At 62.1% G+C, this 20,004-nt stretch carries 15 protein-coding genes, 1 tRNA gene, 2 rRNA genes and 3 pseudogenes (1 of these 21 running past the window's edge); 12 read left to right on the top strand and 9 right to left on the bottom strand.

Annotated features, from left to right (window positions below; genetic code table 11):
* From BLW25_RS18415 to BLW25_RS25040, 4 genes are all read left to right on the top strand, one after another.
* Positions 1–1,690: ribosomal RNA gene (locus tag BLW25_RS18415) — 23S ribosomal RNA — on the top strand (it extends 1,147 nt beyond the left edge of the window).
* Positions 1,691–1,816: 126 nt separating this feature from the next.
* A 5S ribosomal RNA gene (rrf, locus tag BLW25_RS18410) occupies positions 1,817–1,931 on the top strand.
* 81 nt (positions 1,932–2,012) lie between these two features.
* Positions 2,013–2,089: transfer RNA gene (locus tag BLW25_RS18405), tRNA-Met, on the top strand.
* Positions 2,090–2,318: 229 nt separating this feature from the next.
* A complete protein-coding gene (locus BLW25_RS25040; RefSeq protein WP_253188584.1) occupies positions 2,319–2,528 on the top strand; it encodes a hypothetical protein in 210 nt (69 codons plus the stop codon).
* Positions 2,529–2,627: 99 nt separating this feature from the next.
* On the opposite strand, the pseudogene BLW25_RS25375 reads toward BLW25_RS25040, so the two are convergent.
* Positions 2,628–2,885, bottom strand: a pseudogene (locus BLW25_RS25375) (recombinase zinc beta ribbon domain-containing protein); the annotation flags it as partial.
* Between the two features lie 17 nt (positions 2,886–2,902).
* On the opposite strand from BLW25_RS25375, the pseudogene BLW25_RS18395 reads away from it, so the two are divergent.
* The 5 genes and pseudogenes from BLW25_RS18395 (at position 2,903) to BLW25_RS18370 (ending at position 8,126) form a co-directional block, all read left to right on the top strand.
* A pseudogene (locus tag BLW25_RS18395) lies at positions 2,903–4,050 on the top strand (IS3 family transposase).
* A 714-nt stretch (positions 4,051–4,764) separates the two neighbouring features.
* Complete coding sequence (locus BLW25_RS18385; protein ID WP_216279416.1) at positions 4,765–5,574, top strand: MetQ/NlpA family ABC transporter substrate-binding protein; 810 nt, start codon at positions 4,765–4,767, stop codon at positions 5,572–5,574.
* Positions 5,575–5,585: 11 nt separating this feature from the next.
* A complete protein-coding gene (locus BLW25_RS18380; RefSeq protein ID WP_092902838.1) occupies positions 5,586–6,383 on the top strand; it encodes a MetQ/NlpA family ABC transporter substrate-binding protein in 798 nt (265 codons plus the stop codon).
* Positions 6,380–7,492 (top strand): methionine ABC transporter ATP-binding protein, encoded by a 1,113-nt coding sequence (locus tag BLW25_RS18375; RefSeq protein WP_092902836.1) that lies wholly within the window; start codon positions 6,380–6,382, stop codon positions 7,490–7,492. Before BLW25_RS18380 ends, BLW25_RS18375 begins: the two co-directional genes overlap by 4 nt.
* Positions 7,473–8,126: a methionine ABC transporter permease gene (locus BLW25_RS18370; protein ID WP_092902834.1), complete on the top strand. Its 654-nt coding sequence runs from the start codon at positions 7,473–7,475 to the stop codon at positions 8,124–8,126. Before BLW25_RS18375 ends, BLW25_RS18370 begins: the two co-directional genes overlap by 20 nt.
* A 7-nt stretch (positions 8,127–8,133) precedes the next feature.
* Here the strand turns inward: BLW25_RS18370 and BLW25_RS18365 are convergent, their stop codons facing one another.
* The 5 genes and pseudogenes from BLW25_RS18365 to BLW25_RS18345 all read right to left on the bottom strand — a co-directional run.
* Entirely contained in the window at positions 8,134–9,495 is a 1,362-nt protein-coding gene (locus BLW25_RS18365; RefSeq protein ID WP_092903114.1) for an LLM class flavin-dependent oxidoreductase, read from the bottom strand.
* Between the two features lie 7 nt (positions 9,496–9,502).
* On the bottom strand, positions 9,503–10,711 hold the full coding sequence (locus BLW25_RS18360) for an SfnB family sulfur acquisition oxidoreductase (RefSeq protein ID WP_092902832.1): 1,209 nt from the start codon (positions 10,709–10,711) through the stop codon (positions 9,503–9,505).
* 4 nt (positions 10,712–10,715) lie between these two features.
* Positions 10,716–11,942 carry an SfnB family sulfur acquisition oxidoreductase gene (locus BLW25_RS18355; RefSeq protein WP_092902830.1) on the bottom strand — a complete coding sequence of 409 codons (1,227 nt, stop codon included), beginning with the start codon at positions 11,940–11,942 and terminating at the stop codon, positions 10,716–10,718.
* Positions 11,943–12,212: 270 nt separating this feature from the next.
* Positions 12,213–12,818, bottom strand: a complete 606-nt coding sequence (locus BLW25_RS18350; protein WP_143040556.1) for a hypothetical protein — start codon at positions 12,816–12,818, stop codon at positions 12,213–12,215.
* An 86-nt stretch (positions 12,819–12,904) separates the two neighbouring features.
* Positions 12,905–13,243, bottom strand: a pseudogene (locus tag BLW25_RS18345) (transposase); the annotation flags it as partial.
* Between the two features lie 223 nt (positions 13,244–13,466).
* Between BLW25_RS18345 and BLW25_RS18340 the strand changes: the two are divergent.
* From BLW25_RS18340 to BLW25_RS18330, 3 genes are read left to right on the top strand one after another with little or no spacing between them, the layout of a single operon-like run.
* On the top strand, positions 13,467–14,813 hold the full coding sequence (locus tag BLW25_RS18340) for an FAD/NAD(P)-binding protein (protein WP_092902824.1): 1,347 nt from the start codon (positions 13,467–13,469) through the stop codon (positions 14,811–14,813).
* Entirely contained in the window at positions 14,810–16,270 is a 1,461-nt protein-coding gene (locus tag BLW25_RS18335; RefSeq protein ID WP_092902822.1) for a chlorohydrolase family protein, read from the top strand. Before BLW25_RS18340 ends, BLW25_RS18335 begins: the two co-directional genes overlap by 4 nt.
* 4 nt (positions 16,271–16,274) lie before the next feature.
* Positions 16,275–17,186 carry a LysR family transcriptional regulator gene (locus tag BLW25_RS18330; protein ID WP_092902820.1) on the top strand — a complete coding sequence of 304 codons (912 nt, stop codon included), beginning with the start codon at positions 16,275–16,277 and terminating at the stop codon, positions 17,184–17,186.
* A 2-nt stretch (positions 17,187–17,188) separates the two neighbouring features.
* On the opposite strand, the gene BLW25_RS18325 is transcribed toward BLW25_RS18330, so the two are convergent.
* From BLW25_RS18325 to BLW25_RS18315, 3 genes are read right to left on the bottom strand one after another with little or no spacing between them, the layout of a single operon-like run.
* A complete protein-coding gene (locus BLW25_RS18325) occupies positions 17,189–18,172 on the bottom strand; it encodes an ABC transporter substrate-binding protein (protein WP_171909637.1) in 984 nt (327 codons plus the stop codon).
* A 28-nt stretch (positions 18,173–18,200) separates the two neighbouring features.
* On the bottom strand, positions 18,201–18,977 hold the full coding sequence (locus tag BLW25_RS18320; protein ID WP_092902817.1) for an ABC transporter ATP-binding protein: 777 nt from the start codon (positions 18,975–18,977) through the stop codon (positions 18,201–18,203).
* Positions 18,974–19,726, bottom strand: a complete 753-nt coding sequence (locus BLW25_RS18315; protein WP_253188583.1) for an ABC transporter permease — start codon at positions 19,724–19,726, stop codon at positions 18,974–18,976. Before BLW25_RS18315 ends, BLW25_RS18320 begins: the two co-directional genes overlap by 4 nt.
* Positions 19,727–20,004: the final 278 nt, after the last annotated feature.

Here is a 20,004-nt window from a genome sequence, read left to right as displayed (position 1 = left end):
CGGCGAAGATGTATCGGGGCTCAAGCCATGAGCCGAAGCTCGGGATGCACAGCGATGTGCGTGGTAGCGGAGCGTTCTGTGATATAGAACGCTGTCTCTTGTTGATCCTTATGGGACCAACGCAGAGACACTGTTCTTTCTGTGAAGCCGGGCTGTAAGGCATCCGGTGGAGAGATCAGAAGTGAGAATGTTGACATGAGTAGCGACAAAGAGGGTGAGAGACCCTCTCGCCGAAAGTCCAAGGGTTCCTGCTTAAAGCTAATCTGAGCAGGGTAAGCCGGCCCCTAAGGCGAGGCCGAAAGGCGTAGTCGATGGGAACACGGTTAATATTCCGTGGCCAGGAGGATGTGACGGATCTCGAAGATTGTCTTCCCTTATCGGATTGGGAAGGCCGTTCAGAGGTTCCTGGAAATAGCCCTCCATCAGACCGTACCCTAAACCGACACAGGTGGACAGGTAGAGTATACCAAGGCGCTTGAGAGAACCACGTTTAAGGAACTCGGCAAAATGCTCCCGTAAGTTCGCGAGAAGGGAGCCCCGTCTGTACGCAAGTATGGGCGGGGGGCACAATCCAGGGGGTGGCGACTGTTTACTTAAAACACAGGGCTCTGCGAAGTCGTAAGACGACGTATAGGGTCTGACGCCTGCCCGGTGCCGGAAGGTTAAAAGGAGGGGTGCAAGCTCTGAATTGAAGCCCCGGTAAACGGCGGCCGTAACTATAACGGTCCTAAGGTAGCGAAATTCCTTGTCGGGTAAGTTCCGACCTGCACGAATGGCGTAACGATCTCCCCGCTGTCTCAAACGTGGACTCAGCGAAATTGAACTGTGTGTCAAGATGCACACTACCCGCGGTTAGACGGAAAGACCCCATGAACCTTTACTCTAGCTTTGCATTGGCATCAGGAATGTGATGTGCAGGATAGGTGGTAGGCATTGAAACTTGGACGCCAGTCTGAGTGGAGCCATCCTTGAGATACCACCCTTCGCCTTCTTGATGTCTAACCGCGGCCCGTTATCCGGGTCCGGGACCCTGCATGGTGGGGAGTTTGACTGGGGCGGTCGCCTCCCAAATCGTAACGGAGGCGCGCGAAGGTTGGCTCAGACCGGTCGGAAATCGGTCGTTGAGTGCAATGGCAGAAGCCAGCCTGACTGCGAGACTGACAAGTCGAGCAGAGACGAAAGTCGGCCATAGTGATCCGGTGGTCCCAAGTGGGAGGGCCATCGCTCAACGGATAAAAGGTACTCTGGGGATAACAGGCTGATGATGCCCAAGAGTCCATATCGACGGCATCGTTTGGCACCTCGATGTCGGCTCATCTCATCCTGGGGCCGGAGCAGGTCCCAAGGGTACGGCTGTTCGCCGTTTAAAGAGGTACGTGAGCTGGGTTTAGAACGTCGTGAGACAGTTCGGTCCCTATCTGCCGTGGGTGCAGGAGGCTTGAGAAGAGTTGACCCTAGTACGAGAGGACCGGGTTGAACGAACCACTGGTGGACCTGTTATCGTGCCAACGGTAGTGCAGGGTAGCTATGTTCGGACAGGATAAACGCTGAAGGCATCTAAGCGTGAAGCCCCCTTCAAAACTAGGCCTCCCTTGAGGGCCGTGGTAGACCACCACGTCGATAGGCCAGAGGTGTAAGTGCGGTAACGCATTCAGCTGACTGGTACTAATTGCCCGATTGGCTTGATTTGATCCGGTAAAAGCAAGGCAAAAACCTTAGCTCACCGACAGACAGCCATATACAAGCACCAAAAGTCGCACAGACCTGAACAATACATCGATGTTCGCCAGTCAATACTGGCAAGTCTCTGTTCCGGTTTGGTGGTCATAGTGGTGGCTAAACACCCGATCCCATCCCGAACTCGGCCGTTAAGGGCCTCTACGCCAATGGTACTGCGTCTCAAGACGTGGGAGAGTAGGTAACCGCCAAACCTGATCAGAGACTTCTCTCTCCAATACGATGAAAATAAACCCCTCCAAATAACCCGGATGGGGCGCCAAAAAGGCAACAGACGCGGGGTGGAGCAGCCAGGTAGCTCGTCAGGCTCATAACCTGAAGGTCACAGGTTCAAATCCTGTCCCCGCAACCATCTCAAATTGCACACCGCCCGCCCCATCGGCGGGCTTTTTGCGTTCCAGCGCAATCGTCAGAATGCCCGCCAGATCGCCCCGTACTTCGATCTGCAGCTCGCCGCTCACGGGGTCTGGCGTCAGCACGATCTCCTTCACCAGTGAGCGCAGAACATCGGCGGCACTCATGCGCCGTGCCTCGCAATCCTCCTGCAGGGCCGCATAGAGTTCTTCGACCTGAGCGCGGTAGTGATGCGCCATGTTCGGGTGCAGCAGGGGAGGGGGCTGGTCCGCTTCGGTGACTTGTGCTTGCAGCTGCTTTTGCCGGACCTCCAGGTCCTTCATCTGCTTCATCATCCGCGTGGGCGCATCGTCACTGCCGGAGGCCATGATGAGCTTCATCAACTTATCGAGTTCCCGGTCGATCTTCTTGATCTCGGCCTCTGCCGCGTCGATTGACGCCCGGCCTGCCATCCGCAGCTTGTTCATCTCGCGGGTGAACTCGTCACAGAACTCCTGAAATAGCTCCGGCTTCATCAGGTTGTGGCGCAGGGCGTTCAGGACCCGCTCTTCCAGCGCATCCCGCCGGATGTTCATGTCATTGTCGCAGGTACCCTTGTTGCGTCTGGTCGAGCAACCCACCAGATGCGCGGAGATCATCGAGTAGCCGCCGCCGCAACAGCCGCATTTGGTCAGGCCGGACAGCAGGTACTTCGGCCGCCGCCTGTCGCGGAAGTGGGTCTCGGTCGGATCTGAGCTACTCCCCGGAAATCGGACAGTGACGGAAGCTACGATCTGACGTTTGCTGGTCTCCACGGACGAGGAGATCAGGCATGCGAAAACGCAGGAACCATGACGCGGGCTTCAAGGCGCGCGTGGCACTTGAGGCCATCAAGGGCGAGCGCACTGTGTCGGAGTTGGCGGCCGAATACGGCGTGCATCCGACGATGATCCATCAATGGAAGAAATCGCTGCTCGACGGGGCTGCGGACATCTTCGAGCGCGGCGGCAAGAAGCCCGCGACGGAGGTGGATGAAGAGACGGTCCGGTCATTGCACGCCAAGATCGGGGAGCTGGCTGTCGCCAACGATTTTTTGTCACGAAAGCTCAAGCCGTGGAGCGGAAAGTGAGGCGTGGGATGATCGAACGGGACCACCCTGCACTGTCGATCGGGGCGCAGTGCCGCCTGCTGTCGATCTCGCGCTCGTCGTTCTGCCACGAGCCGGCTGGAGAGACTGATCAGAACCTCGGCCTGATGCAGCTGATCGACCGGCAGTTCATGGATACGCCCTTCTACGGCGTCCGGCAGATGACCTGGCATCTGCAAAACGAGGGGCACGGCGTGAACCAGAAGCGCATCCGGCGGCTGATGCGGCTCATGCGTTTGATGCCGATTTACCAGAAGCCCAACACCAGCAAGCCGAGAAAGGGCCACAAGACCTATCCCTACCTGCTGGGCGGGCTGCGGGTCGATCGCCCCGGTCAGGTCTGGTGCGCCGACATTACCTATCTCCCGATGCGGCGGGGGTTTCTGTATCTGGTCGCCATCATGGACTGGTTCACGCGCAAAGTTCTGGCCTGGCGCATATCGAACACCCTGGAAGCGGACTTCTGCGTCGAGGCGTTGAACGAGGCCATCCACCGGTTCGGCGCGCCCACAATCATGAACACTGACCAAGGCAGCCAGTTCACGTCCTTCGCTTGGACAGATCGGCTGAAACGCGTCGGAACCCGCATCTCGATGGACGGCAAGGGGCGGTGCATCGACAATGTCTTCATCGAGCGCCTGTGGCGGTCCCTGAAATACGAATGCGTCTATCTGCATGCCTGGGAGACCGGGTCTCAGGCAAAGGCCGCAATCGGATCCTGGGTCAGCTTCTATAACCATCGGCGGCCACACACTGCCCATGGCGGGTTGCCCCCCGCCGTGGTCTACTTCAACAGCATCGAAACCGACCGGCAGGCACAGGCAGTAGCTTAAACATCCTCGAAAACTGTCCAAGCATCGGGGAGTAGCTCAAGTTTCTTCGGTGGCATCCGCTCCGCCAGACGCAGGAGCCGGATTCTCTCTCACCTCCCGGCACGCGCTTCCAGGCGAACAACCTGCTAGCGAATGGGTCAAGCTTGCCAGGTCATACCTGTGTGGCAAAAGCCGGATCGTTCCGTCTTCAGGTGCATCCGGCGCCCGGCTGTTCCACAGCGCCAGCGCGGCCTCGGCAAGTTCAAGGGCACGGTCATAGCGCAGATCATGGGCCAGATGCTGATCCGCCCGAAAATCCGGCCCTCGCTGTCATTCAGCGAGGTGACGATATTCCAGGCGGCCCGTCCCTTTGAGATGTGGTCAAGCGTGTACCACCGAGGCCGATCCTGCTGGTCTGTGCCGCAAGACAAGACTGCATCGGCACCGGATCCAGGCGCGCAGCATCCAGGGCACCATAGCGAAAACCGGTTTCGCGCCCCTCATCTGCTCTTCGCAACTATCCATGAAGCATCTCATGGATAGTCCGGCTTTTCGCCCGCCCCCGCCCCCTTTTTCTTTCATGACCCTCGCTGATAGCAGGGATGGCCTTTCCCGGCGGCCAATTTGGAATGGACCTGGCGCCATTCCCCGGCCGATAAAAACGATGAATGTGATCGTCTATAAGATGGCGCCCGAAGCACGGATCTGTGTCAGGCGCTGTGGGAAGGAACCTGTATGCGATATTCCAAAAGGATGGCCGCCTCCCTCGCCGTGATTGCGGCCCTCTGGGTGGTGCCTGCTGCGGCTGATCTGAAGATCGGCGTAACGCCGGGGGTGGTGGCGGATTCCATCATCACCGCTGCGGAAGAAGCAAAGTCCCGGGGCCTCGCGGTCGAAGTGATCGAATTTGCCGACTGGGCGACGCCCAATCTGGCGCTTGCAAGCGGCGATCTGGATCTGAACTTCTTCCAGCATGAGGCCTTTCTGGAGAATGCCATCAAAGAGACCGGCTTTGATCTTGTCCCGGTGGCAAAGGGCTTCCTGCCGAATATCGGCCTCTATTCGCTGAAATATGACAGCCTGGAGGCCCTGCCCGATGGTGCAAAGGTCGCGGTCGCCAATGACCCTGTGAACCAGGGTCGCGCGCTGGTTCTGCTGTCTGATGCCGGGCTGATCGGGCTGGCAGAGGGCGTTGGCTATCTCGGCACGCTGGATGACGTAACCAGCAACCCGAAAAACCTTGCATTTGTCGAGATCGAGGGGCCGCAGCTGGTGCGCGCCATTGAAGATGTCGATCTGGCTCAGGGCTATCCTGCGCATTACGTTTCGGCGGGCAACCCGGATCTTGCAGGCCGTGCGCTGGTCTATTCCGGGGTCGGGGAAACCCGCTTCGCAATCGCTTTCGTCTCGCGTCGCGACAATGCCGAAGACCCGGAAATCGCACAATTCGTCGAGATCTATCAGTCCGCCCCCGACGTCGAGGCGAAGATCGCCGAACATTACGCCGGGAACCCTGTCCTCTACTCCCTTCCCTGGAAAAAATGACCGGAGCAGCCATGAAACGTATCGTCCTTGCCGCAGCGCTTGCGCTTGCACCTGTCACCGCCTTTGCCGAGCCGTTGAAGATCGGTGTGGTCCCCGGAGCTTATGGCGATACCGTCGCGGTCGCTGCGGAAGAGGCGAAGGCCAAAGGGCTCGAGGTCGAGGTGATCGAGTTCTCGGACTGGACCACGCCCAATGTCGCGCTGGATGCTGGTGACATTGACCTGAACTTCTTCCAGCACGCGCCTTTCCTTAAAAACGCCAACGAACAGGGCGGCCATGATCTGGTGGTGGTGGCACCTGGCATCCTCGCCAATCTTGGTCTCTATTCGCTGCGGCATAAAAGCTTCGACGAGATCCCGCAAAATGGCACCGTCGCCATCGCGAATGACCCGGTGAACCAGGGTCGTGGGCTGCTGCTGCTGGAGAAAGCCGGGCTGATCAGACTGAAAGACGATGTCGGCTTCCTCGGCTCGGTCGATGATATTGCTGACAACCCGAAGAACCTTTCCTTCACCGAGGTGGAGGGGCCGCAGCTGGTGCGGATCACCGGGGATGTTGATCTCGCCCAGGGCTATCCGCATTTCATCGTGGCGGCGGGAACCTTCGATCCGACATCTGCACTCTTGTATTCCGGGATCGAGGATCGCCAGTTCGCGGTGGCATTTGTCGCGAAATCCGACCGCAAGGATGATCCAAAGATCAAAGAATTCATTGAGGTTTTCCACAGTTCCAAAGCGGTCGAGGATCAGGCCCGCAAAAGCTTCTCGGACAGTGACAAGCTCTACATTCTTGCATGGAAGGATCAATGAGCACCGGGGTCCTCAGCCCCGACATCACGCGCCTCGCGCCCGTCGCAGCAGCGGCGGGTGTGGACGCTGTCAAAGCGAAGCCAAGCCATTTGCGGTTTGAAGCGCTTGGCAAGATCTACCACTCCAGGATGGGCAATGTTGAGGCGCTGAAGGATATCAGCCTCGACATCGCGCCCGGCGAAATCTACGGCATCATCGGTCGGTCCGGGGCCGGTAAATCCAGCCTTCTGCGCACGATCAACCGGCTCGAAGTGCCCACAACCGGGCGTGTGCTGGTCGATGGCGACGATATTGCCCGCCTGGATGAGGCCGGGCTGGTGACACTGCGCCGCCGGGTCGGAATGATTTTCCAGCATTTCAACCTGCTTTCTGCCCGCACGGTGCGCGAGAATGTTGCGCTGCCGCTGATCGTGGCCGGGGTGGCTAAGGGGGAGATCCGCAGGCGCACCGATGAGGTTCTGGCGCTGGTCGGGCTTTCGGGTAAAGGCGATACCTATCCCTCGCGCCTTTCCGGCGGGCAAAAGCAACGCGTCGGTGTCGCCCGGGCGCTGATCAGCCGCCCCGAGATCCTGCTATGCGACGAGGCGACCTCGGCCCTTGATCCCGAGACGACGCTGTCGATCCTGGAGCTGTTGCGTGACATCAACCGCAAGCTCGGCCTGACCATCGTGCTGATCACCCATGAGATGAGCGTGATCCGCGAAATCTGCAACCGCGTCCTCGTGCTCGAAGGCGGGGCCGTCGCCGAGGAAGGGCCGGTCTGGAAGGTCTTCGGCACCCCGCGCCATGATGCGACCCGCGCGCTTCTGGCCCCCTTGCAACGTGAACTGCCGCCGGAGCTGACAGTAAAACTGCGCTCTGATGCACGCAATCCGCGTGATCGAGCGGTGATCGGCATTTCCTATGCCGGTGCCGCCTCCCCTGACCTGCAGGCCCTGGCGGGCGCTGCAAAAGGAGCGGTGGAGCTGCTTTCGGCCTCGGTAGATCGGATCCAGGGTCATGCGGTCGGGCGTATCGTGCTGGCGCTGGCGCCAGGGGCAAAACCGGCGGCGCTCATCGCACAGCATCCATCGGCAAAGGTGATCGGCTATGTCTCCGCAGATGATTGATCGCCTCTGGCAGGCATTTTACGACACACTGTTCATGGTGGGAATTTCCGCCGGGATCGCGGTGCTGGCGGGGATTCCGCTGGCGGTATTTCTGGTGACCTCCCGCCCCGGTGGCATCTTTGCCGCGCCAGGACTGAACCGCATCGTCGGGCTTATCGTGAACTGCTTTCGCGCCGTGCCGTTCATCGTGTTGCTTGTGGCGCTGATCCCGTTCACGCGGCTGATTGTCGGCACCACCATCGGGGTCTGGGCAGCCATTGTGCCGCTGGCGGTCTCGGCCACGCCCTTCTTTGCCCGTATCGTCGAGGTCTCCTTACGCGAAATAGACCCCGGTCTGATCGAAGCCGCGCAGAGCATTGGCTGCCGCCGCCATCACATCATCCGTTACGTCTACCTGCCGGAGGCACTGCCAGGGATTATTGGCGGGCTGACGATTACGGTTGTGACGATGATCGGGGCCTCGGCCATGGCGGGTGCCGTTGGTGCCGGCGGCCTGGGCGATGTGGCGATCCGTTATGGATATCAACGCTTTGACACCACTGTCATGATGGCGGTGATCGTGATCCTGGTCGCGCTTGTCTCTGTGGTACAGTTCACCGGCGATTATGCGGTGCGCAGGCTGAAGGCGCGCTGAAGCGCCTTCAGGCCTGCCGCCGGAAGGCTGCGCCTGCGTGCCGCGCGGGCAATCTGTCCCCCTGGGCAAAGAGCTTCCGGCGCAGGGTCCCTTCGGCATATCCCGTCTTGTAAAGCCCGCGGGACTGCAATTCCGGAACCACCAGATCGGCGAAATCCGCATAGCTTTCCGGCACGGCAAGCCGCGACAGGTTGAAGCCGTCAAGCCCGCCTTCATCAATCCAGGAGACCAGCTCATCGGCCACCTGAGATGGCGTGCCAACCAGCAGCGGATAGCGCCCGCCAAGGGCTAGCTGAGCCAGCAGATCGCGCTTGGTCCAGCCCCGGCTTTCGGCCAGTTTCACCGCTGACTGGATCGCGTTCGAGCCGCCATAGGGCACCGGATCATCCAGGCCGAATTTCGCAAAATCGATGCCGGTTGAAGCCGAGTAATGCGCAAGGCCTGCCTCGGGGCTGGAGGCGGCCTGGAATTCCGCCAGTTTCTCGCGCGCCACTGCCGGATTGGGGTCAGTGATAATGTTGACGCCGGTCAGGATCTTCACGTCATCCGCCCGCCGCCCGGCCGCCACCACCGCGCGGCGGATGCTGTCGGACTGAGCTCGTGCAACTGACTTCTCCGGCGCAGAGATGAACACGCATTCCGCATGCCGCGCCGCGAACAACTGCCCGCGCCCCGAGGTGCCCGCCTGATAGATCACCGGGCTGCGCTGTGGCGAGGGCTCGGAAAGGTGATAGCCATCTACGCGGAAGAATGGCCCGTCATGGTGGATTTTATGGACCTTTGCCGGATCGGCATAGATGCGCGCGGCGCGATCGCGCCGCACCGCATCTTCCTCCCATGACCCTTCCCACAGCTTATAAAGCACATCCAGGTAATCATCGGCCAGGTCGTAACGCCTGTCATGGGCCTCCTGCGCGTCACGCCCCACGGCGCGGGCGGCGGAATCGAGATAGCCCGTCACAACGTTCCATCCGATCCGGCCACCCGTCAGATGGTCCAGCGTCGAGATCCGGCGCGCAAACGTATAGGGGTGCTCCTGATTGACATTGACGGTGATGCCGAAGCCCAGATGTTCGGTCACCGAGGCCATGGCAGAGACCAGCAGGATCGGGTCATTGACCGGCAGCTGCACGCTTTCGCGCAGGGCCACATCGACATTGCCGCCATAGACATCATATGTGCCAAGGATATCGGCGAGGAAAATCCCGTCGAAAAGCCCGCGCTCCAGCGTTTTGGCAAGCCCCGTCCAATGGTCCAGCCAGGTGTAATCCATCGAGCGGTCGCGCGGATGCACCCATTGGCCATGGTTGATATGGCCCACGCTGTTCATATTGAACGCATTGACGATGATGTGTTTTTTCTCGCTCATCGCATCCTCAGATCGCGCCATGGCGGGGCGGGTTCACCCCGTTCAGCCTGTGATTGCCGACCGCATGATATTTCCAGCGCACCGGATCATGCAGCGTATGGGTGCGGACATTGCGCCAGTGCCGGTCCAGATTGTCCTCGGCAAAGGTCGCCGAAGTACCGGTGAATTCGAAAAGTTTCGAGCCTGCCAGCAGCCCCGCCGTCGTGGTCAGCGCCCGCGCCGCCGCGACAGCAATCGAAGCCCCGGCGACGCTGACCTCGGTTGCTTCCAGAATGGCGGCATCGACAGCCCGCCCGGCGCGGGTCACAAGCGCACTGGCCGCGCGCAGGCGCAAGGCCACGTCGCCAAGCCCGGCAAGCGTCAGCGGATCTGCGGCCGCGCTGTCGACCTTGGCATCGACCCAGGGGCGCGCGCGGTTGCGGATAAAGGGAAGTGTCGCCTGAAACGCCCCCTGACCGATGCCAAGATCAATCGCGGCATGGATGATCTGGGCAAAGGGTCCGATCGGCGTCGGCCGCTCGAAACTGTCCTGAAAGGGCACAATCTGGTCGGGGTCGACAGCGACACGCGAGAACGAAACCGAGCCGGAGCCGGTGACACGCTGGCCAAATCCGTCCCAGTCATCGGTGATGGTGACGCCGGCGGCCTCGCGCGGGATGATCACCAGCTGCTGGCGGCCGGTTTCATCAACCACCAGGGTCGGGATCTGATGCGCAAAAATCGCGCCGGTGCAGTAGAATTTCTGACCCTCGACAAAAAGCTGCCCGCCCTCGCGGATCAGCCTCGTGCGGCGCTGGAAGTCCTTCGCGCCGATCTCGGCCAGGGCGTTTCCGAAACGGTGGCCGTCAAGTGCAAGGCGGAAATAATGCCGCTTCTGCGCTTCGGACCCACCCGAGCGGATCACTTCCAGCGCGTAGAAATGGTTCTGCGGGATCTGCGCCAGCGAGCCATCCGCCGCTGCGATGATCGCCGTTACCCGCGCCAGCGTCACCGCCGAGACCCCGGCGCCGCCGTAAGCTTTCGGCACGGTGATCCCCCAAAGCCCGCTTGCGGTGAAACGGTCCAGCTCCTCCCAGGGCAGGGCGCGTGCCCGGTCGCGCAGGCTGGCAGAGGGCGCATATTCCGCCGCCAGCTTTTCAGCAATGGCGATCGCCTGGGCATCCGAGGTGATCAGATGCACTTTGCCCGGCGGGTTGGCGTGACGGGTTTCGCTCATGTCTTCAGTTCCATTGATGCCGGGCCGGGGCCGCGCCGTTCAGATGCCAGTTCCCAAGCAGGTGGTATTTCCAGCGCACCGGGTCATGCAGCGTGTGGACCCGCGCATTGCGCCAGTGCCGCCCGAGATTGAGACTGGCGCGGGTCGAGGCGGACCCCGCGAGTTCAAAGAGCTTTTCCGACGCCTGCAGCGCGATTTCCGTGGTCAGGATCTTGGCCTCTGCCACCGCGACCGAGGCCCGGGCGCTGCTCTCGTCGGTCACTGGCGCCGCGGCGATCTCGTCAAGGGTCTGGGCGGCCTCGCGCAGAACCTCCTGCGCGGCGAGAAGGTCGATCTGCAGCCGGCCGATATCCGCGATGATATAGGGGTCATCCTGGGCACGCGGCACGCCCGCATCGACCCAGGGGCGCGATTTTTCCTGCACGAAACGGACGGCTTCCTCCAGCGCGCCGACCGCAATGCCGGAATCAATCGCGGCCTGGATCAGCTGCGAGACCGGCCCGGCAAGGCCCGGAATGTCTGCGCGTTGCCAGACGGGGAAGATCTGTTCCTCGCTTTCGATCAGAACATTGTCGAAAACAACACTGCCGGAGGAGGTCGTGCGCTGCCCGAAGGAGGACCAGTCATCAAGGACCCGCACCCCCGGCGCGTGGCGCGGCACCCAGACCTGGACCGGGCGGCCTTCAGGGTCATTGGCGCGGGTCGGGATCCAGTCGGCGAAGATCGCGGCGGTGGAGTAGAACCGATGCCCGTTCAGCCGCCAGCCCTCTGGCGAGGCGCTCAGGCCGGTCGTATTATGGGTCACAAGTGCGCGGCTCTTTTCAGGGCCCGCATTTCCGATACGTTTCCCGGCGAGGATATCGGCGTAGAAACGGCTTTGTTGCACCGGTGTCCCCGCCTCGCGCAGCAGTTGCAGCACGCCGAAATGGTTCTGCGGGATTTGCCCTGCCGAGCTGTCAGCCGCGCAGATCGTCTCGAATACCAGCGCGAGGGTCAGGAAGGATAGTTCGGGTCCACCGAATTCTTTCGGCACGGTGATCGCCCCAAGGCCCAGGGCGGTGAAGGCGTCGACCTCGGCAAAAGGCAGGATGCGCTCTGCATCGCGCCTGGCGGCTTTCTGGCTCCAGTCTGCCGCCAGGCGCTGCGCGGCGGCGATGGCCTCATCATGGCTGGTGATCCGCGCGGGCGATCGCTTGTTGAGATCGGTGTTTTCGGGGGCGGTCCTGCTCATTGACTCCGGCCTTTCTGCCGGTTCTGCCCGGTCGTTTATATCTGTCTTCTCAGCCGGTTTTTACGCCTCCGGGCCGGGCGGGGCCATTCTGAAGCCCGGCACGCAGACAGGTCATGCCGGGCGGCAGCGGGGCCGCAAATGGAAGAACATTCTCCCGGATGCGGTGGCTCTATGTCTTTTTGAGATGGGTTCGCGCGCAATCCCGACACTGCGGCCACCGCAAGACGATCACCCGATGCGCGATGCTTTCGACCAGATGGCGGGCCTGTGTCACCAGCAGTCAGGCAGGACGCAGGCCGAGGTCCTGAATGAAAACAATCCGGTGCGCCGCCAGCAGGTCTCGCACATGGACCGATTGCGGAGCAGTGTGGTTGCGCGCGGCCGGGCTTCCTCCTCGACCGTTCCACTGCGCAGGACAACGGCCCGGTCTGCAAGTCCGGTGGCCAGCTCAAGGTCATGGCTGATGTAATGCGCTGCCACGCCGGTCGAGAGCAAAAGAAGTGAAATTGCAGCGCCGGGAAACAGCGCCGCAATCGCTTCGAACAACAGCCCGTCCTTGTTCTCGCGGATCAGGCTGGCCCGGTCGGTGGCGGGCGGCAGCAGCGCGATCAGGAAGAGGAAGAGGGTGAGGATCAGCGCGGGCAGCTCCATCACAAGGTCGATGAAACGTGACAGGAGATACCCGGTCCCGCCTCCCCGCAGGATCGTGATGAAGCCAGGGCTGATGCCGGTCACGACAGCTATCAGCGGGGCGCTTCCGGCAAAGAGCAAGGTTTCGCGCGTTGCCAGCAGCATTCGCGACAGCATATCGCGCCCGGTCATATCGGTGCCGAATGGATGCGCGTCCGAGCGGAGCTGCCAGAATATCCCCGCCACATCATTGATCTGCCAGGGGGCCAGCCATGGGACAAAGCGTTGCGAAAGTATAAAGCAGGATCACGACAGCCGCGCATGCGGTGCAGGTCGCGGTTCCTGGAATATACCGTCGGCACCCAAACCTGATGGTCTGCCCCGAGGCCTGTGAACCAGCCAAACCACAGATGGCAGTTCATCTGCTTCATCAGCTGGCGTTTTGGGCGGATCGACCGAAGGATCTGCAGGAGGCTCGCCCGGACCAGCCGCCCGGGCGGGATCGAGGGGAGACCCTCATGAGCACAGAGGCAGTCGAACCCGGCATCGAGACCGTGCAGCGCCTTGTTGAGAACCGCCCGGATCTTGCGTCGCGGATGCCGCCCCGCGATCCGGTCTTCGGGATCGAGATAGCTGAACGGCGATCGCGGTGTTTCGTCAGATCCGCGCATAATCACTCCCGACCACCTGTAGCGCGGATGAACCTGGTAGTGAAAACAAGGTCTAGGGCGGAGTTCAGCAGCGGACCGATTGGGTTGAGCTTCTCAGGGAGTGCTCTTTTTGCGCACGGGTCTGGCATAAAATGGCGCTGGAATGCACGGTTCGCCAGCGCTAGCCTGAGGCGGAACCGGCGGCTGATCCGTCTGCACAGAGCCGCAAAACGGGAGCACAAAGGTGAGAATCGCCATTGTCGGAGGGGGGGCCGCCGGAGCGATTGCGGCGATCCACCTGCTGCGTAACCTGAAAGCCGGGGCGCGGATTGACCTGTTCGAGCCGCGTTCCGAGATCGGGCGGGGGATCGCCTATGCCGATGAGGCAGGCCATTTCCTGCTGAATGTCCCGGTGCCGGCGATGTTCTGGACAGATGCCGCCGGTGATGACTTTGGCCGCTGGCTGGACGCGCAGGCGACAGATCAGACTCGCTGGCAGGAGACCGATGGCAGTGCCTTTCTGCCGCGCGCGCTTTTCGGCAGCCATCTGGTTCAGATGCTGCGCCTGGAGGCCGCGAAAAGCGAAGTGGCCTTTCATCATCATCAATGCCTCGTGCATCATATCAGCCCGGTTGACGGCGGAGTGCGGATCCACGCCGGTGACCTGCCCGAGGCCGGGTTCACCCATGCGGTGATTGCGATCGGCAATGCGCCTGCGGCCGAAATCCCGCAGGCCACAGAGGGCGAAGAGGGCGGGCCGCGCGTGGTGCAATCGGCCTGGGATATTTCCCTGGCCAGGATTGCACCGGGCGACAGGGTGGTGATCCTCGGGGCCGGGCTTACCATGGCCGATTGCCTCGCAGAGCTGGAGGCAAGGGGCCATCATGGCCCGGTCACCTGCGTCTCACGCAGCGGGCGCAGCCCCCGCCTGTCACAGGGCACTATTGCCGATTTCACACCTTCGGCGCCGCCCGGGGCAGGGCGGGCCAGTGCCTTCTTCCGTCATTTCCGCATTATGGTCGACGAGTCGCTGTCTCAGACTGGCGACTGGCGCCCGGCCTTTGCCTTTGCGCGGCGCAATTCTGCGCAGATATGGCGGCAGCTGAACCGTCAGGAACAGGCCCGTCTGCGCCGCCATGCCCGCGCGCTTTGGGATATCCACCGCTATATGATGCCCCCCGCCGCCTGGCGGCGGATGCAGGCGCTGGAGACGGCGGGAGCGCTGACCCGGGTCGAGGGGCGCGCCTTGCGGATTGCTGCGGGCGGGGTGGTAATCCGGCAGGCCGGCGGCGAGCAGCTGATCCCCGCCGATCTGGTCATCAATGCCACGGGGTTTGACAACAGTTACCAGACGGCCGCCGTGCCGCCGGGCAATCTGCTGGATCTGACGCCGGCAGAATTGGCGGCGCTGCCGCGCCGGGGTCTCGCGGTGGAGGACAACGGACTGATGAGGATTGCCGCGAATAATGGCCGGATTTTCGCAATCGGCCACCTGGTGCGCGCCGATCATGGCGAAATGGGCACGGTTAATGCCTTTGGCGCGGTCGCCCGCGCAATGGCCCTCCATCTCGCGCAGGAGCAGAGATCATGAGAACGCGGATCCGCGCCGATTGGGTGACAGGCTTTCGCCAGGGCCGCCACACTCTGATCCCGCAGGGAGAGCTGGTCTGGGAGGCCGACCGCATCCTCTTTGTCGGCCGCGATTTTCCTGGCCGGGTGGATCATGAGATCAATGCCGGGCCGATGCTGCTGGCGCCCGGATTCATCGACTGCCATGTTCATGCCGGTTATCAGATCCCGCATCGGCTGATGTCGGATCATGGCCGGCCCGACAATCTTGGCCAGCCCTTCCCCGAACTCGAGGTCAGCCGCAAAGGCACGCGCAATCCGTTGCATGACGACCCGGATGACCCCTGGCCGCTTTTTACCGTGGCCGAGCTCTTGCGCAATGGCGTGACCAGCTTCGTCGAGGTCGGTGCGCCGGTTGCAATGCAGACCCGCATGGCCGGGGCGGTCGGCCAGCTCGGGCTGCGCGCCTGGCTCGGGGCAAGCTACGATATGGGGGGTTGGACCACCGGCGAGGGGGGCATGTTAGAGAGGGTTATTGATCCCGCTCATGGCGCCGCGCGGATGCAGGCCGCGACTGAGTTCTCGCGGCGTATCAATGGCGGCCAGAACGGGCGACTGAGTGCAATTCTGGCGCCAAGCCGTATCGACAGCTGCTCGGTTGAGCAGCTGCGCGAAACTGCGCGGCTGGCAGGTGAGACGGCGATGCCGGTTTCTATCCATGCGGCCTCGCATGTGCATGAATATTATGATATTTTGCGCCGTTACCGCATGACGCCGATCGAACTTCTGCGCGAAACGGGGCTGCTTGATCTCGGACCGCTGCTGACGATTGGCCATGGCAATTTCACCTCGGATCATCCGCAGATCGTCAACAGCCACGGCGCCCGCGATGTGGCGCTTCTGGGAAGCTGCGGCTGTTCCGTCTCGCATTGTCCGGTCAATCTCGCGCGGCGGGGGCGGGTACTGGCAAACTGGCCCGGCTATGCCCGAGCCGGGGTTAATCTGACACTTGGCGCCGATACCTATCCGCGCGACATGATCCATCAGATGCGCAAGGCCTCGCTGATGGGGAAGATGGTTTCCGGCGATCTTACGACGGCCAGCGCGGCCGAGGTTTTCACCGCCGCCACGCTGAACGGTGCGCGCGCGCTTGGCCGCGATGACCTTGGGGCGCTGGAGCCGGGGCGCAAGGCTGATCTTGTGCTGATCCGGCTCGCGCCTGACGGGGTTTTGCGCCAAAGCCCGCTGCGCGATCCGATCCGCGCAGTGGTCGAATGCGGGCAGGGCGATGATGTCGATACGGTGGTGGTCGATGGCGTGATCCGCATGCAGGGCGGGCGCATTCCCGGCCTCGATCTCGCGGATCTGGCACGGGCCGCGCAGGCAAAGGCCGAATGGATCTGGCAGAACTGGCAGGATTGGGACACGCTGGGGCGTCGGGCCGAAGAGGTCTGCCCGCCCTCTTTCGAGCTGGAGTAGCCCCTTGGAACTCTTTTCCCGTGCCGCCCGCTATTTTGAGGCCGTCGCCCGCGAAGGCTCGGTTCGGGCCGCGGCACGCGCGATCAATGTCGCGGCCTCGGCGGTGAACAAACATATTCTGGAACTGGAGCGCGATATCGGTGTGCCGCTGTTCTCGCGGACCGCCCAGGGGCTGCGGCTGACGGCCGAGGGGAAGATCCTTGCCGAACATCTGCGACATTGGATGCAGGATGCGCGCCGCACGCGGGAGCTGATCGAAGATCTGAGCAGCCTGCGCTCCGGCCATGTGCGGATCGGCGTGGTCGAGGGGCTTCTGGATTTCCTGCTGAATGGCCCGTTGCCGGAATTCCGCCAGCTTTATCCGCAGGTGGGGGTCGATGTCGGCGTTGCCACCTCGACCGAGTTGCAGCGCCAGCTGGTCGAGGGCGATTGTGATATCGTGATCGCGTTCAACCCGCGCCCAAATGCGGCTTTCGGGATCCGGGCCTGCGCACCCTGCCATGTCGGTGCGATTATGGCGCCGGGGCATCCGCTGGCAGAGCAGCCGCTGCTGACGCTGGAAATGCTGGCGGGGCTGCCGGTGGGCGTTCCTTCGGGAACGCCGCGCCTCAGTTCGGTGATTGAACTCGCCGAGGAGCGGACAGGCGTGAAACTCTGGCGGGCATCGCGCTCGACCTCGGTTGCGACCCTGAAGCGGATGGCGTCGGAGCCGCCCTTCGTTGCCATTTTCACCGATGTCGAAATCCATGCCGAGGCACAGGCGGGTGTGTTGATCCACCGTCGGCTGACTGGCGATCCCTTTGCGCCGATGCTCCTGACAGTGCTGGCGCGTGAAGATGAAGACCCCGGCTTTGCCACCGAGGCCTTCCTGTCATTGCTCTCGACCCGTTTCCTGGCGGCCTTTGGCGCGACCTGACCTCAGAGCGTTACGGCTTCGGGGGCCAGCTCACGCAGGAACTGATCGGCGATATGGCTGCGCAAAAGCTCTTCGGTGACTTCGGTTGGGATCAGACCCTGCGCGTTCAGCCATTTGCCCTCGGCCAGCTGGATCTTCAGCAGCTCTGCCGGCAGCGCCACGCGGAAATCAAACACCGGCCAGAGCGCATTGGCGGCCTCAAGCGTGAAAGCGCCCGAGGTGCTGTCGGTGATCGCCTGCACGGTTTTCGCCTGATCCGAGACCAGTTTCTGTGCCGAAAGCAGGCCCCTGAGGAAGCCACGGACCGCATCCGGGCGCTCTTCGATCACCTTCTCGCTGGCGCCGACGATGAAGAATGTCGGGTAATCGGTGATCGGGAATTCCAGATAATCCTCGCCCAGGGCATCGCGGGCGGCTTTGTAGAAGCTATCGAAAACAATCACCGCATCGACATCGCCGCGGGCCAGCGCCGGAACCAGCTCTGACGGCGGAATATTCACGGGCTCGGTCGTAATGCCATGATCGGCAAAGAAACTATCAGCGAGGAACTGGCTGGAAACACCCACCGTCACCCCGAATTTGCGCCCTTGCAGCGAAGCCAGATCGGTCACGCCGGATTTGCGGTTCGCGATGATCTTATTATCGGTGAAGAGCGACAGATTGGCCAGCACGCGGAAGGGCTGATCGCGCAAAGCCGCGAGTGTTGCCGGAAATTCCGAAAGCGTGGCGAAATCGGCCGCGCCGCCGAGCACGGCTTCCAGCGCCTCGCGCCCGCTGGAAAAACCGACCGGGTTGACCGCGACCCCTTCAGGGGACCAGAGATCGCCGGTCAGCGCCAGCGGCACCTGCGGCGTGGCAATTCCCGGATACCAGGCGAGGGTCAGCGCCTCTTGCGCAGCCGCCCGCATTGGCACGGCAAGGCTCGCGCCAAGGGCTGCACCGGTGGCAAGGAAGCTGCGGCGGGAAAAAGCAAGCGGTGATGTCATTTTGGAGTCTCCGGTTCGGTTTGCGGGATCAGTCCAGATGTGTGGCAAGCAGTAATTCGAGAATGCGTCCGCGCGCGGCGGCGGCAGCTCTTGACGGCCCCTCAAGCGGGCGGGGGCGGGGGTCATCGACATCGATGGTTTCGACGATGCGGCCAGGGCTATGCGACATGACATGCACGCGGTCGGCCAGAAACAGCGCCTCATCGATGTCATGCGTGACGAAAAGCACGGTTGGGCGGTGATGCTGCCAGACCTGCAGCAAAAGCCGCTGCATCGCGACGCGGGTGATTGCATCGAGTGCGCCGAAAGGCTCATCCATCAGGAGCACATCGGGCGAGGCGACAAGCGTCCGCGCCAGCGCAACACGCTGTTTCATGCCACCGGAAAGGCGGCCCGGATAATCCTCACCCCGCCCGGAAAGGCCGACTTCCTCCAGCGCGGCAAGCGCGCGGGCGCGGCGCTGATCGCGTGGCAGGCCAAGGCGCTTCAGGCTGAACTCGACATTGCCGCGCGCCGTCAGCCAGGGAAACAGCGCGAATTGCTGGAACACCACGCCCACATTCGGATCGGGGCCATTGACCAGTTGGCCATCGACGAGGGCGCGCCCCTCACTCGGCGCCACAAACCCCGCAAGGATGTTCAGGAGCGTTGATTTCCCGCAGCCCGAAGGCCCGACGAGGGCGGTAAACGACCCCGGCTCCAGCCGCAGGCTGGTCGGCGCAAGGGCCAGGCGCTCCGTGCCTTTGCGGTCGCGAAAGCGGGCAGAGACGGATTGCAGATCAACAGCGCCGGACGGATTTGTCATGTCTGCTCCCAATGGATGATGCGCCGGCCGAGCGCGAGGATCGCCAGATCCAGTGCCGCCCCCAGCAGCCCGAGCTGGATCAGGCAGACGAACATGCGGTCGACGCGGATATATTGCCTCGCCTCTTGCAGGCGGTAGCCGATGCCGGATGTGGCCCCGGTCAACTCGGCCGCGACAAGGCTGAGAAAGGCCAGTGCCGCCGCGATCCTTAAGCCCGCCATGATATGCGGGGCGGCGGCGGGGATCACCACTTCAAGGAATTCGCGCCGCCGGCTTGCGCCCAGCGAGCGCGCCGCGCGGATCCAGGTCTCACCGACCATGGTCATGCCGTGATGGGTCGAGAGCCAGACGGTCAGAAAAACGGTAAAGCTGATGACGAAGTACTTCGACCCCTCACCGATCCCGAACCAGACGATGGCCACCGGCACCAGCGCAATCGAGGGGATCGGGCGCAAAAGCGTCAGAAAAGGCGAAAGGGCTGCATCAAACAGCGGCAGCCGCGCGGTCAGAAGCCCGGTCGAGATCCCGAGCATCACGCCAATCGCGAAACCTATCGCCGAGCGCCCCAGCGATACCAGGGTGTCATTCAGCAAAACCCCGCTCTGTGCCATTTCCGCGGCGGCAGCCCAGACCTCGACCGGCGTGGGCAGAAAGGTGCGGTTCACAAAGCCGCTGACCGCAATCACCCACCAGATTGCGGTGATGAATGCGAGCGACAGGATTGCCGTCCCGAACCGGTAAAAGGTCACTGTCACTGTCCTGATTTTGCCATGATGAGGGTTTGGCCTCAATCTCTGGCACAAGCAGATCGTACTGCATATTTGCGATTTTCGTACGATTTGTTCGCGAAAAGAGGACGGAACTGAATTGTCATATCTTCGGCTTCACGAAGGGTAATTTCTTATTGCGCGGCGAATCCAGGGGGAACTATTTTCTTTTCCGCTTGTCTTGCCCGCTGCGTTTTTTTGCATCGAAAAGCGGTTCGCTCCGGGGGCAGGCCAGAGCGAACCACCTTCAAAGCGGCCTT

The sequence above is a fragment of the Rhodobacter sp. 24-YEA-8 genome, from assembly GCF_900105075.1.
GTDB lineage: Bacteria > Pseudomonadota > Alphaproteobacteria > Rhodobacterales > Rhodobacteraceae > Pseudogemmobacter.
The sequence above is the reverse complement of the archived record's forward strand: the minus strand, read 5'-3'. Positions and strand labels throughout refer to the sequence as shown.

Excerpts from the sequence above, each read along its gene's own strand:
- BLW25_RS18385 (WP_216279416.1), top strand. The coding sequence starts at position 4,765 with ATGCGATATTCCAAAAGGATGGCCGCCTCCCTCGCCGTGATTGCGGCC.
- BLW25_RS18380 (WP_092902838.1), top strand. The coding sequence starts at position 5,586 with ATGAAACGTATCGTCCTTGCCGCAGCGCTTGCGCTTGCACCTGTCACC.
- BLW25_RS18375 (WP_092902836.1), top strand. The coding sequence starts at position 6,380 with ATGAGCACCGGGGTCCTCAGCCCCGACATCACGCGCCTCGCGCCCGTC.
- BLW25_RS18370 (WP_092902834.1), top strand. The coding sequence starts at position 7,473 with ATGTCTCCGCAGATGATTGATCGCCTCTGGCAGGCATTTTACGACACA.
- BLW25_RS18365 (WP_092903114.1), bottom strand. The coding sequence starts at position 9,495 with ATGAGCGAGAAAAAACACATCATCGTCAATGCGTTCAATATGAACAGC.
- BLW25_RS18360 (WP_092902832.1), bottom strand. The coding sequence starts at position 10,711 with ATGAGCGAAACCCGTCACGCCAACCCGCCGGGCAAAGTGCATCTGATC.
- BLW25_RS18355 (WP_092902830.1), bottom strand. The coding sequence starts at position 11,942 with ATGAGCAGGACCGCCCCCGAAAACACCGATCTCAACAAGCGATCGCCC.
- BLW25_RS18335 (WP_092902822.1), top strand. The coding sequence starts at position 14,810 with ATGAGAACGCGGATCCGCGCCGATTGGGTGACAGGCTTTCGCCAGGGC.
- BLW25_RS18325 (WP_171909637.1), bottom strand. The coding sequence starts at position 18,172 with ATGACATCACCGCTTGCTTTTTCCCGCCGCAGCTTCCTTGCCACCGGT.
- BLW25_RS18320 (WP_092902817.1), bottom strand. The coding sequence starts at position 18,977 with ATGACAAATCCGTCCGGCGCTGTTGATCTGCAATCCGTCTCTGCCCGC.